Source organism: Candidatus Berkiella cookevillensis (genome assembly GCF_001431315.2).
Classification (GTDB): Bacteria; Pseudomonadota; Gammaproteobacteria; order Berkiellales; family Berkiellaceae; genus Berkiella_A; species Berkiella_A cookevillensis.
Map to the genome: position 1 here is coordinate 1,873,233 of NZ_LKHV02000001.1, position 14,282 is coordinate 1,887,514.

Genomic DNA, 14,282 nt, shown 5'->3' on the forward strand with positions numbered 1-14,282 from the left:
AATTTATAAGGCATTTCTTTATGAAAACTCGTTTGGCCGCCCTTTGCTTGGCATCAATGATGACAACTGCTTTTGCTGCAAATGACACGAAAGCGACATCATTAAACGGCAAAGAAGAAAAAGTAAGTTATAGTATTGGTGTTGATATTGGCAAGAGCTTTCATGAACAAAATATCGCTGTAAATGAAAAAGCATTTTTAGCGGGTGTTCGTGATGGGCAAAAAAACAAACCAGAACTTATGACCGATGCAGAAATTCGTGAAACTCTGTTAGCATTACAAACAGAATTAATGGAAAAACAAAAAGAAGCAACAAAGAAAGTAGCAATGAAAAATAAAATTGATGGCGATAAATTCTTAGAAGAAAACAAAAAACGTACCGATGTCAAAGTAACTAGCACTGGCTTACAATATCGTATTCTTACAGAAGGCAAAGGTGACTCTCCCAAATCAACCGATCAAGTAAAAACCCATTATCGTGGCAAATTGATTGATGGTACTGAATTTGACAGTTCTTATGCCAGAGGCGAACCTGTTACATTCCCTGTAAATGGCGTTATTCCTGGCTGGACAGAAGCATTGCAAATGATGAAACCTGGCAGCAAATGGGAACTCTTTATTCCTTCTAATCTTGCTTACGGTGAACAAGGTATTGGCGATGTTATCCCACCTAATTCTGTCCTCACCTTTGAAGTGGAACTTATTTCTATAGAAGGTAGTGAACCTGCAGCCAACTTATCAACCGATAAAAAAGCACAAAAAACATCTTCTACACAAGATAAGTCAAAACAAGCTGTTAAATAGCAAGTTGCTCGCTTGTATCTAATATCAGTCGGTTAACAAATGAACGAAGTGAATGATTATCTTCCCTTGGAATCAAGGGAAGAGGCTCACTTTAGTGGGCAGATGGATTTTAGAATTTATTTTAAAAATCCTTCTCTGCACCTAAAAGGTGCCTCTTTCTTTGATTACAAAGAAAGAAAATAGATTCGCTTTGCTCATCAACACATCTATGAAATTTTGAGACCACGCCTAACAAATAGGAACATTAACGGCCAACCCTCCCATCGCTGTTTCTTTATATTTTGAATGCATATCTGCGCCTGTTTGTTTCATGGTTTGTATCACTTGATCCAGCGATACTACATGCTTACCATCTTCTAACATGGCAATATGTGCTGCATTCACAGCATGAATTGAGGCCATCGCATTTCTTTCAATACAGGGTACTTGAACCAATCCTAAGATTGGATCACAAGTTAAGCCGAGATGATGTTCCATACCAATTTCTGCAGCTTGCTCGACTTGCCAAATACTACCACCTAAAACAGCCGTTAATGCGCCAGCTGCCATGGAACAAGCAACACCCACCTCGCCTTGGCATCCCACTTCTGCACCACTGATAGATGCTTGTTTTTTATATAAAATGGCTATGCCACCTGCAGTGAGTAAATAGGTTATAACATCTTCTTTTTTGGCTTTAGGATAAAAATGTAAAAAATATTTTAAAACAGCAGGAATAATACCTGCGGCACCATTCGTAGGTGCAGTAACAATACGATGCCCTGCGGCATTTTCTTCATTCACAGCCATCGCATAAACATTTAGCCAATTAAAATCTTTTTTAGTGATATCATTTTGCTCGGCTTGATTTAATAAAGCTTGATAATGGATAGGTGCCCTTCTTCGTACTTTTAAATCACCCGGCAACAATCCTTTGCCTTTACAACCATTATCAATGGCTTGATCCATCACAGACCAAATTTCATATAATTTTTCTTTTATTTCATCTTCACTACGCCAATGCTTTTCATTTTCTAAAACCAATTCAGCAATCGTGCATTTTCTTTGATCGCAGTATTCAAGTAGTTTTTGAGCGGTTTCATAGTAATAAGGTAATTCTCCTTTTTCTTTAATAATATTTGGAGAATGCAAAGCAGTGTCGGATATAATGAATCCACCGCCAATGGAATAATATACTTCGGAGTGTACTATATTATTTTCAGCATCATATGCAGTAAAACGCATACCATTGGTATGGTATTCTAAATTTTCTGTATATTTAAAAATAAAGTGTTCTTGATATTCAAAATCAATGATTTGATTTTGAATCATAAGCGTCTTTTCTTGAATCAAACGATTCATACGCTGATACACAAAGGCAGGATCAACTGTATCAGGCTGATAGCCTTCTAATCCAACAATGATGGCGCGATCTGTTCCATGCCCCTTACCTGTGAGCGCTAAAGAACCATACAATTCTACTTCCAGTCTTTTTATCGCACCATTTGGCAACTGTGCAACAAAATCATTTGCTGCCCGCATTGGCCCCACGGTATGAGAACTAGAAGGACCAACACCAATTGAAAAAAGCTCAAAAATACTGATCATAAATTGCTGCCTTATTGATTAAAGACGCCGATTAATTTTATGTTAGTTAATTAAAACAAATTAACATTCCGCCATTATATCAAAGTGTATGACAAATTTAACCTGAGCAATGTAAAAGCTGTTTATGCGATCTCGCCTCTTTTTCATTAACCTCACCCGCCGCCCCGGGCACCCTCTCCTAAAATTAGGAGAGGGACGAGCAAGCATTGAGTTTGAGTGTTAATTCCCAGCATCTGCGTCTAAATCTAATTTATGTCAATTATGTGTTTTGGCACTTTCCCTCTCCTGTTGACAGGAGAGGGTGCCCGAAATGGCGGGTGAGGTTAGATTAAAAGCGCACGAGCAACAACACGCGTAAAGACAAACCAGGGAAGAGCCAATGCTCAAACTCATTTGTCTTTAGGCTAGGCGGCAAATGTTTGCATGACAGGAGTGTATACAAAATACACGACTGTTGTGCATAACATGCTGCCAACAACGCATAAAGACAAACCAGGGAAGAGCCGATGCTCAAACTCATTTGTCTTTAGGCTAGGCGGCAAATGTTTGCATAACAGGAGTGTATACAAAATACACGACTGTTGTGCATAACATGCTGCCAACAACGCATAAAGGCAAATGAGGAAGAGCATCCTAGTCGCGGCGTAAGCGCTCAGTAGCCGCAATCGGCGTTGGATAACGATTCACAATCCAATAAGAAGAAATAACAAAAGTAACAATGGTTGCTGTTTGAATGAGGCAATAGGCTGCTGGGGTAATGATTTGATTCTTTTCCGCAACATAAGCAACCAACAAAGAAAACTCACTAATTTGACCTATGCGCACCCCTACTTCCCATGCAGCTTTTGAAGAGGAGGCTGTCTTTAAAAGCAAGGGTTTAAGGGTAAGCGGCTTAATCACTAACATTAATGAGGCAAGAATAACGGCAGGAAGCGCAACTTCCGACATAACAGCAACGTCAATACGCGCCCCTAAAGAGAAGAAAAATAAGATTAAAAAGAAATCTCTTAAAGGTCTTAAACTATCCGCAATAAATCTTGAAATGGGGCTTTGTGCAATCGAAATACCGGCAACAAAAGCACCAATCTCAAATGATAAGCCTAAAAATTCTGCTAATTCTCCTATACTTAAGCACCAACCTATGGCAACTAAAAATAAGTATTCATGAATGCGATTAAATTTTTCAAAGATTTTAACTAAAACAAAGCGTTCTGCCATAAAGGCTAAGAAAATAATAAATGGTAAAGCAAGCAGCACTTGCGCAACTTCTAAAATAGATAATCCATGTCCTGTGCCAGCACCGTGTATCAGTAACATAGCAAAAATAGCAATGATATCTTGCAAGAGCAAAATACTGATAACAATCTCACCTGTTTTTTGATGGTGCATTACCGTTGTAGGCAGTAATTTCAAGCCAATAATGGTGCTTGAAAACATCATACAAATGCCAATAATCAAGGAATCTGCTGTATTAAAGCCTGTTAACCAGCCTACCCCATAACCCACTACAGCAAATACCAACGAACTCACAACCGTAATAAAGGTTGTTTGTGTGAGCATCTTGATCAGATTTTGGGGTTGTAAATTTAAGCCAAGCAGGAACAATAAGAAGATAATACCAATGTCCCCGATATCTTTAATGATGATAGGATCAGAGACAAGCTTTGCTCCCCAAGGGCCTAAAATAGCACCTAACAGTATGTAGGCAACTAACAGTGATTGACGTGTATAGAGTGCAAGTGTGGCAAGCACTGCTGCGCCACAAAAGATCAAAAAAATAGAAAAGAGGATATCATTATGCATGCCCTTTATTTTGTCAGGTCAATAGGCTAAGAACAAGTAGAAATTTTATATGCTAGAGAAATTTATAGCTGTTGTCTTGATAACTAGCATATCCTTAATATATTAATCATCCACAAAACATCCTCTATATTTTTATTAAGTAGGATAATTAAATTGAATGAGATAGAACTAAAACAACATTTTGAAGATGCTTTTTATAATCAACAAAACGGTAAAGTTGATGAGGCCATTGTATTATTTAAGCAAATACTTGATAAATTCCCGAATCATGCAGATGCCTTACATGGCTTAGGCATCGCCTATGCACAAAAGAAACAACTGCAACAAGCAATACCTTATCTCAAACAAGCCATTCAACTCGCACCTGCTGTTCCAGGCTTTCATAATAATTTAGCCAATGCCTACAAACTCAATGGTCAGCTAGATTTAGCACAGCGACATTATCTTGAAGCCTTACGCCTAAAAACCCCCTACTCTGAAGCGAATAATAATTTAGGCAATGTTTATTATTTACAAGGCTCGTACAGAGAAGCCGCAGAGCAATTTAAAAAAGCACTTCGCATCAACCCTGCGCTTTGGGATGCACATTTTAACTTAGCGAATTGTTATCTACGGCAGGATTTATTTTTAGAGGCAAAGCCACATCTTGAAGAAGTCTTAAAATACAGACCCGATCATTTAGGTGCAATCAATAATCTGGGTATTATTTATTGCTTGCTGAAACAATTTGAAGCAGCCATTCCCTTGCTTGAAACGGTGATGGCGCGTGAACCTAGTAATGTTGAGTCTCTCTTTCATTTAGGTATTGCGCATGCCTCTAGCAATCAACTTGAAAAAGCAAAACAAGACTACATTCAAGTATTAGCACTCAATGACAAGCATGATAAAGCGCACCACAACTTAGCAACACTCTATTTGCATTTAAATGATAAAGAAAATGCACTTAAACATTATGAAAGAGCATATCAGCTTAACCCTCACAATCAAACCGCGCTTCATATGCACAAAGCCTTAACAGGTCAAACTTTAAAAGAGGGTGCGCCACATGAGTATACACGCGCTTTATTTGATCAATATGCTTACAACTATAATCAGCATATGAAAGAACAATTAAAATATAAAGTCCCGCAACTTTTAAGAAGCTTAATCAATCCCTACAGCCAGAAAAAAACCTCTACCTGGAAGGTACTTGATTTAGGATGTGGTACAGGTTTATGCGCAGCTTACTTTATGGATATTTCAGATAAATTATATGGCGTTGATCTCTCTCCTAATATGGTTGATCAAGCAGCCAAACTAGAAGCCTACTATAAATTAGCCGTCAGTGATATCAGTGATTATTTAGCAAAAACCAAAGAAAGCTTTGAACTTATTATTGCTGCAGATGTTTTTGTTTATTTTGGTGATTTAGAGTCAATTTTGAATCAGTGTTATAAAGTCATGACTGAGAATGCATATTTTTTATTTTCAATTGAAAGCTTAGAAAATGGCACATCTCCTGCTCAAGATTATCAACTTGGCGCAACAGGTCGATACCAACATAATCCAGATTATATTAAATCACTCGCTGAAAAGTTAAGTTTTAAGAAAATTGCACAGCAAACAGCAGCCATTAGGCAACAAGAGACAGGTGCTGTGATTGGAGAGTTGTATTTATTGCAGAAATGATAGACAGCTTTTATTTATAAGACTTGGATGCCAGCCTTCGCTCTAAGTAATCCCCACAAATAAAGGTTCGTCATTGCGAGTGGAAGCCGTCTATTATTGATTGAAAAAGCACAAAAACATCACGGCTAAAGCGAAGCAATCTATCCTGAAATCTTTAAGAAGAGCACAGTAGGAAAGACTTCAAGATAGATTGCCACGCAAAAGACGTGGTAGTTTATCCCTTATTTCACCTTTTTCCTGCGTCTTTTGCTCGCAACGACAAATTCTTAATTCATGGAGAGCACTCAGAGCCTTCGCTGGCATGACAGAACATGCAAAAACTATCTTGTCATGCCAGCGAAGGCTGGCATCCAGTATCTAAAAATATTTATTACAAATAAAAATGTGGCTTCTGTGTAAAGACCGGCCCTGCCTCTAACAATTGAAAAAGAATTTGTAGTTGTTGGCCATAGTAAGAACGCTTTGGAAATTTTTCAAGCTCTTGCTCTAAAATAAACATGAGCATACTATAATTCGCTTTGGGATCAACTAAAAATTTCTGTAAATAAAACCCAACTTTTGACCAGCTTTTACAGCATCTTTTATGATATTTTGCCGTAACCGAAAGAAAAAATCTTTTCTTGTCTGAGTTTTTTAAATACAGTCGAACGTCATGAACAATGGAGCGAAGCTCATTATCACCATTTCTTTTTTCTTTGACATTGATGTCATAGCCGTAAGTAGTACTGATGGTTGTCATGAGAGCTTTACCCCCTACTTTATTGCTTTAATATAGCCTTCGCACATGAGTATATGCAAATACACCTGAAATTGATAGATTATTTATATTTGGACTCTCTTTATAGCCTACCATTAATCCACTGAATATTAAACACTAAAATTTATTTTATACTGTTTATTATTGAAAAAATAACAATTCCAATCCATCGCCACAAACAAACAACCTGAAGAAAAAGCCATAAAAAAAACAGGATCAAAATTAGTCTAAACTCTTTGTAATATTGACATTTCTTGATCGAATTATAATGTACATACAACAAAATAATGATCATATTGCAGCCAGCTATGACGCAACGCCTTATCAAAGCTTTCCCTTTAAACAAAGCCATCCAGCCCATTTATTTACCTTGGGAACACTCTTTAAAATGCAGCCTACACCCGTTGAAAAGGCACGTATTTTAGAATTAGGCTGCTCAGCAGGTGGTAATATTATTCCTGTGGCTGCACACTATCCAAATACACAGTGCTTAGGCATTGATTTCTCAGAAACAGAAATTGCAAGTGGTATGGCTCAAATCAAAGATCTTGCTCTAAAAAACATGGAATTACGACATCAATCCATTTTAGACTTTGGAAAAACAGAAGGACTCTTTGACTATATTATTTGCCATGGTGTTTTTTCTTGGGTAGATGAAAAGGTTCAACAAAAAATCCTTCAAATATGCAAAGAAAACCTAAAACCCAATGGTATTGCCTACATAAGCTATAATACCTTGCCTGGCTGGAACATGATGACAAGCATCAGAGATCTGATGTTATGGCATACGCAGGCAATTGAAGATCCTCAAAATAAGATTGCACAAGCAAGAATGATTTTAAAATTTATGACTGATGGACTTGCAGAAGATATTTCTCCATATGCACAATTTTTAAAACAAGAGATCAAAGTGCTCTCTAAACAAGCAGACAGTTATATATTGCATGAACATTTGTCTCACTATAACAAAGCACTTTATTTTCATCAGTTTATGGAGCAGGCAAGTAAACACCAATTATCTTATCTCTCAGATGCCATGCTTTCTACCATGTATGCGGGCAATATGCCTAAATCTTTCTCTGAAGAGTTAAGCAAAGTTCATAATATCATTGCCACTAACCAGTATATGGATTTTATTCGAAACAATCGATTTCGATGCACTTTACTCTGTCATCAAGAATATCCGGTTGATAGAAGATTAAATGTCAAAGATGTCAGCAATTTGTATTTGCAACTACATGCAAAACTCAATGAAGCAGAATTTACAGAAGAAATGATCCATTCAGATAAAGTTCTTAAAGTGAGTTTAGGCGCTATTACAATGACAGCACAGAATGCGCAACATAAAGCGGTACTTTATGTTTTACATCACAATCGCTACAATTTAATTCATTATAATGAATTAAAAGAACAACTCAGAAAATATTGCCCACTGCCGGAGAATCAATTAGATCATTTATTGATTGAAGATGTTAATTTAATGCGTATGATACTTGCAGGGCTTTTGTATTTTTCTACCAACCCAAGTACTTATACGACCAATATTAGTGAAAAACCCATCGCATGCCGTTATGCCCGATACCAAGCCAAAACACAAAATTTTGTAACCAATCGTTTACATCAAGTCATGCACTTAGATCCTTTTGCAAAAACCGTTTTACCCTACCTAGATGGTGAACACGATCGACAAAGTATTACTGCGTTGATGACAGACAAAGCCATTAATGGCGAACTAATTCTCTTAAAGCAAGATCAAAAACCAGTAACAAGCAAGACAGAAAAAATGAAACTCATCAAACAACTCTATCAAGATATCATTGTTAAGCTTGCAAACTCAGCTCTTATAATAGGTTAAAATTCTAACCTATTTATCAATTTAAAAAACAGGACACCCAAAATAATTCTGGAATCAAAAAAAATATGGCTGTCCTATTTATTTTGGCGTTCAATTTATTGCTACGCAGTATTGGCTACTGCAAATTTTGAGGATATGATTAAACCCATGTATGTCAACTATAAATGGGTCAGTTCATGGACAAATTTAAAAAATTAGCGCTTTCTACTTTATTACTCGCAAGCACACCTTTTGCTGCAGCCACTGCATTTTTAGGCAGTGATTTCTATGTGAATCCTTATGTGGCAGCGGAAGCTGGGTGGCGGCATTCTCCTTGGGAAAGTGCTTTTGGTGAAAGACATTTTAAAGAACAACACACTAACCTAAACTTTATTTTAGGAGCGCAATTCCACGATTACTTTGCGGTCGAAGGTGGTTTCCAAACAACTGATCAACGTCAAAAGCAAAGTTTTTATTTTGGCGCGCAAAACGTCACTGAAGAGCCTGTATTAGGATTTTTAAATGGAGCAGGTAATGAAGCATCTTCTTTACATATGGCTCAATCAAAGATAGATGGATGGCATCTTAACCTAGTCGGCCTGCTTCCTGTCTTACCTAAAACAACTCTTTTTGCATCAGTAGGTGTTGCTTGGATGAAATTTCATGTAAACACAGTCCCAGTTTACGATCATAACGTGTTAACGACGGCTAACCCTGTTAGCCAATGGAATAGCAGCAGAGACGCTGTGTTAAGACTGGGTATTGGCGTAAAGCAAATGATTACCGAAAATTTTGGCTCTCGTTTATTTTTAAACTGGGAAAATACTAGTCTAGAAGGCCGTATACCTGGAACAGGCGTTGTCAATCCTCCCACACTTGATTCTGAATTTTATACTGCAAAATCTAAGAATAGCTATGTGGTTGGTTTAGGGTTCTACTATCAATTCTGCCCAAGCAAAGGATAAAGAGCATAAAAAAAGCCCAATTAAATTGGGCTTTTTTATTTTTTATGCCTATCTTTTTATTACTGTCCGTATTTTTCCCTTCTCTTCTCAGCATCATTGTATTCAGCAACTTTTGTTGCTGCTGAAGAGTTGAATGCTTTTTTACGACTTATATCACCTATCTTAAGGCCATTAATCCATGTCTTTTGAACTTCACCGAGATCAATGTGATCAAGATGCGATACTTGAGCAGCATGTTTAAAAGCTTTGTCCCAATCACCACCAGTTTCTATAAATACCTGCATTGGCGACTTCTGAGCTACTTCCAAACGCTGTTGTTGTAGTAACTGTGAAGTAGCTAATTGACGTCTCAGCTCTTCTATTTCACGAGTAAGGTCTCCTGCAACAGCTCTGAGTCTTATTAGCTCTTCATCATTACCCAAGCGATTTGCAAGTTGTATACCTCGTTGAACGTCTTGCAACTCATGATTAGCTCTTTCTGCTCTTTGAGCAACTTGTTGAACAATAGGCACTACATTAGCGCCATGACGCTTGATATATTCTGCTTCAGCCGCAGCATCTAATCTAGCTGTCATCCGCTCATTTTCAACAAGGTCTTCATTATCATACAAGTCTATCTTAATTTCCCTACGAATTTCCGCAGTTAATCTACGCATATCTTCATTACGCTGTGCTTGCTCTAGCTCTAATCGCTTTGCATTTCTTGTACTCGCAATTTCTTTTGTAATTGTTTCTAAGAGTGCAACAGCATCTTGCTCAAGCCTAATGATGTCAAAATTACAAGTAGCTACAACTGAAAAATGTTTAACTAATTCTAAGCGCCCTTCTGGAGAACTAAAATCTTCTGGATTACTGCCAGCAAGATATTTTCTCAATAAAACCTGAGGATCTTGGTGAGGAATCCTACGATTAATCTCCCTTAAGGCAGCTTCGAAGTCTTCCAGCTTTCCAGGCAGCCCATCTAGCTCAGCCCTATAATCCTCGAGGCTCTCATTAATCGGGGAAATTTTTGATTCTAATAACTCTACTCTACGAATAAAGTCCTCACTATCACTATTTTTATAATTGATATCAACTAATATTTGAGTATTATCTGCGACCTTATTTATAGGTACATCTTCTAATTTAAGAGCAGAATCTGTTTTGTGTCCTATTGTAACCTTATCCGCAAAAAACATATCACCTTTGATAGTATCTGCGTCAAAGACATAGCCTTCTGGCTTGAATCTCTGCTCAAGCGCTAGAGCAACATCATTGTCTCTCATCCTATAACCTAAAGCTACATAGAGAATATCAGCCATCGTTATATTTGAACGACTGAGCTTATCTTGAAGTATCGATTTTAACTCATCTACTTTTTCTGAACTGCTGGCATCAAAGTAAATAGCAAAATCAATGCCAATAAAATTGGCAAGCCTATTTAATTGAGTGCCTGTAAGAACATCAAGATAAAGTGAATAACGTGTTTGAGCGCTTTTATCTTCTTTGGGATTTCCCTCTGTCGCTACAAAAATATTTCCGTCCTTATCAAGGTCTCCAGAAATATATTTTCTAGCATCTGATTCTGATACAATTTTAAATCCTGCTATTTCTGCTTTTCTAATGCCATCTACTTCTTTTTCAAAACGACGAGTATCAACATCATCTGCCACAACAAACATAAGCGGATAATCAGCTACTTTGATAATTAAACCAGCAAGACTATCTTTGTGAGCATTAAGCCTACCTACTGCTCTAGCCTCATCTTCTACCCGCTCATTTTTTTTAAACTGAATCTTTAAGTTACCATCCTTTGTATATCCCTCTAAAACATAGCGTTGGTTTGCTTCTTTCTGCGCTTGAATACCACCTTTTACAGGCGCAACTGGCACTTTTAAAGCATCCATCATCATTTTTTTCAAAATAATATCTTGATTCAAAATTTGAAATGAAATACTTAAATATTTGTCACTGCCAATGAAAGGAGTAGGTCTATCACCAACATTTGTCATGCCTAAAAACTTTTTAGCGCCAGCACCAGCAATCAATCGTCTCAAGTCCAATCTAACGATCTGGCTATGCCCTTCAACACAATCACTCACCATTTGTGAATATCTCTCAGCACAGGCTTCCAGATCTTTATTTAAGCTTGCTTTTTTCTCGTTGTTATTCGCAGCTATAGCCCGAATAGAATCCTTCTCTTCTTGCGCATTCTTGTAAATAAGAGCCATATCTCTATTAAAATTACTGATTTTTTCTTTGAGTGCATCGAGCCCCTCTGGATAATCTTGGCCATACTCTTCTAAAAATCGTTTTAACCATTCCGCTTGCGCTGGGTTCTCGTGATCGTCTATGACTTGATGGGAAGAAGATGCGACCCCCTGTTGTTTAACAGGCTTTTGTTTGGCACGTTTTAATAGCTCTTTTACATCTCCACCTTGAGCAAAGAAATCAAGTGGCTGTGGTGCTCCGCTATTATTGGCATTACTTAATTTCTTTTTACCTTGATGATATGCCTTAGAACTTGTTTGCCATAAAGCTGTCATCTTCTCCAAGAGATATAATTCATCCTTCTGCTCTGCGTTGATTTGAGCCTCTACCGTTAATTTTGTACGTTGAGCACCAATCGCTTCTATTTTTTGGCGCGTTATTTCTAATTGAAGACGAAAAGGATCTACCAAAGTTACATCGCCCTCAGCAGCATCTAATTTTTTATTTAAAATGTCGACACTCTCTAATAACTTATCTTCCTCTTCTTTTAATTTTGCTAAGGCAACATTAAGCTTTCCACGCTCAACATTAATATATTCCCGCATTGGGGTTGCTTTGCTCTCCGCATCACGAGCAGCTTTTACACGAATATTCAGCTCTCTTTCAATCTCTTTTAATTCTCCATATTCGCGACCATACTGAACAGCCAAGTCATCTTCGGTAAGACCTTGTCCTGCCAAAAAACGATGCAACTCAATAAATCTATCTCTCTTTGTATTCAGCTCTTGATATTCTGCCTCAATCAGTGGGTCTTTTTTTAGTCTAGCTTCAACAACGAGCTTTTCAGCTTTTATTTTTTCTTTGTTTAAATATTCTTCAACAGCAGCAAAGTTGCCACTACCACCTTGAAAAGTAGCAATTTTCTTTATGATAGGCAAAAGAATATCTTTTTCACCCGCTGAGACTAGATCAAATAATAACTTATTAAGCACAGCTTCTTTTAATGCTGCGCGTTTAGGAACGGCTAGTTGTTCTTTTTCCTGATCATTTTTTCCTACCGCATCTTTATAGTTAGATATTAAGCTATCGGCATATAAATCAATAATTTGTCCTTTAATATCATTAAAACCAGGTGTAAGATGATCAAAAATTGCTATCAAGCTCTCTATTCTCTCTTCTGCTTCTCTAGGATTCATTAGCGGAGGACCAGATTGCACAAAAGCCATATTTAATGCAGCGTGGTAATCATCAACATTTTTACTACCAGTATTAAAAACTTCTTTTAATTTCTCCAATCTGAATTTAAACATCACAATTGCATTTGGCGCGCGTATCATAATCTCTCTCCTAAAAATAAAATAAGAAAATATTTAAACCTAAGTCTCGCGTAGGTTAAGCTTTAATCAAAAGTTAGTTTATCAGCTTTTTCATTAACTTGAATAGAAGACCTAGCTAAAAGCGATAGAGTTCAATAAATTAGTGACCATTGGTAGGACAGCCATAACTATACAAAACAACAGCATTACCTTTCAGGACAGCCAGATTTATATTTCCCATAACTTGTAGGACAGCCATAGCTGTATGAAATAAAGTAAGAAAATACACTTGCGGATACAAAGATTAGAAAGATAATGTTAGAAGCTGGTCTTTAACTCAGCTTCTAAAGGAGAGAAGGATGATAGGATTGGTTCTATTTTTTTAGCCATTCAGACCAAAGTATTTGGTGATAGTCTGCTTGCTTTGCATATTCATAAAATGAAGCCAAAAACTGTGTTCTTTCCAAACTCCACTCTTTTTTCCAAGCTTTTTCTGGATCATCTGAGCTTTTTGCTAAATTTGCCCCACCCATTAAATGATGTCGACTGAGAATATCTTCTAAAGATACTGTGTTAGCATTGTGTAACATGTCTAAAAGAGCAATAAAGGTGGTAGTGCGCCCTTTACCCGCCCTGCAATGAAAATGCAACCAAGCATCTTTAGGAAAAGATCTCAAAAACAGAATATAACTATCCACCTCTTTGTCACTAGGTCTTCTATGATCGGATACTGGTAAGCGCATGTATCGTAAGCCTAAACGAGAGACTAGTTTCTGCTCTGTTTCAATCTGCTTCACATCAATAAGATGTGATTTTGTTGCCAATATCAAACCACCTGCTTTATCAGTAATTTCTTCTATATGCTGATTACCAGGCTTGATATGGGTGAGAAGCTTTTGCTCAGTTGTATCTATCTCTGCCGCTGTCCGCTCATAATTAGATTGGTTTTGCGGTACATACCAGCTAATCGGTAAACCATTTACAAAACCATGACTTTCTCTTCTTAAATCAATAATCCATATTTTACTTTTATCTGGATCCATTTGTGATAATACGTTTTTTAAAGATACTTCAGAAAACTGCGCACTTGCTGAATACTTTAAATTATCTAATCCTGTACGGCTGGGTGCTTCAGTATGAGACTTTATAAAAGGGCTAAGATGAGTGCGAAAATTTCTAGGGATCTCTTTATCTAATTCTTCATCAAATACTAATCTGGCATCTGATTTGGTGGTATCGTTCATGTGAGACTCACTTTTTTGCGCTAAGAGTGGTTGCATGCTAAGAAGAAAATAGAATGAAAATATTAGAGATAATAAAGCTTTGGTTTTTAACATGACTTATACCATAATGATGATG

9 protein-coding genes are annotated in these 14,282 nt (G+C 37.1%); 4 read left to right on the forward strand and 5 right to left on the reverse strand.

Annotated elements, in window-relative coordinates:
• Nucleotides 1-20: 20 nt before the first annotated feature.
• Nucleotides 21-803 (forward strand): BamJ family beta-barrel-assembly machinery protein, encoded by a 783-nt coding sequence (gene bamJ / locus CC99x_RS08135; RefSeq protein ID WP_077065350.1) that lies wholly within the window; start codon nt 21-23, stop codon nt 801-803.
• A gap of 228 nt (nt 804-1,031) precedes the next feature.
• Here the strand turns inward: bamJ and CC99x_RS08140 are convergent, their stop codons facing one another.
• Complete coding sequence (locus CC99x_RS08140; protein WP_057623895.1) at nt 1,032-2,390, reverse strand: L-serine ammonia-lyase; 1,359 nt, start codon at nt 2,388-2,390, stop codon at nt 1,032-1,034.
• Nucleotides 2,391-3,023: 633 nt separating this feature from the next.
• On the reverse strand, nt 3,024-4,193 hold the full coding sequence (locus CC99x_RS08145) for a cation:proton antiporter domain-containing protein (protein ID WP_057623897.1): 1,170 nt from the start codon (nt 4,191-4,193) through the stop codon (nt 3,024-3,026).
• Nucleotides 4,194-4,346: 153 nt separating this feature from the next.
• On the opposite strand from CC99x_RS08145, the gene CC99x_RS08150 reads away from it, so the two are divergent.
• Nucleotides 4,347-5,861, forward strand: coding sequence for a tetratricopeptide repeat protein (locus CC99x_RS08150; protein WP_057623898.1), 1,515 nt, complete (start codon nt 4,347-4,349; stop codon nt 5,859-5,861).
• A 370-nt stretch (nt 5,862-6,231) separates the two neighbouring features.
• Here CC99x_RS08150 and CC99x_RS08155 read toward each other — a convergent pair whose 3' ends face one another.
• Entirely contained in the window at nt 6,232-6,600 is a 369-nt protein-coding gene (locus CC99x_RS08155; RefSeq protein ID WP_057623900.1) for a hypothetical protein, read from the reverse strand.
• A 286-nt stretch (nt 6,601-6,886) separates the two neighbouring features.
• On the opposite strand from CC99x_RS08155, the gene CC99x_RS08160 reads away from it, so the two are divergent.
• Together CC99x_RS08160 and CC99x_RS08165 are read left to right on the forward strand one after the other, a co-directional pair.
• Nucleotides 6,887-8,473, forward strand: a complete 1,587-nt coding sequence (locus CC99x_RS08160; protein WP_141651874.1) for a methyltransferase regulatory domain-containing protein — start codon at nt 6,887-6,889, stop codon at nt 8,471-8,473.
• A 176-nt stretch (nt 8,474-8,649) separates the two neighbouring features.
• Nucleotides 8,650-9,417: an outer membrane beta-barrel protein gene (locus CC99x_RS08165; protein ID WP_057623906.1), complete on the forward strand. Its 768-nt coding sequence runs from the start codon at nt 8,650-8,652 to the stop codon at nt 9,415-9,417.
• Nucleotides 9,418-9,476: 59 nt separating this feature from the next.
• Here the strand turns inward: CC99x_RS08165 and CC99x_RS08170 are convergent, their stop codons facing one another.
• Together CC99x_RS08170 and CC99x_RS08175 are read right to left on the reverse strand one after the other, a co-directional pair.
• Complete coding sequence (locus CC99x_RS08170; protein WP_057623908.1) at nt 9,477-12,944, reverse strand: hypothetical protein; 3,468 nt, start codon at nt 12,942-12,944, stop codon at nt 9,477-9,479.
• Between the two features lie 353 nt (nt 12,945-13,297).
• Nucleotides 13,298-14,167 (reverse strand): phosphatase domain-containing protein, encoded by an 870-nt coding sequence (locus CC99x_RS08175; RefSeq protein WP_259596653.1) that lies wholly within the window; start codon nt 14,165-14,167, stop codon nt 13,298-13,300.
• Nucleotides 14,168-14,282 lie beyond the last annotated feature (115 nt).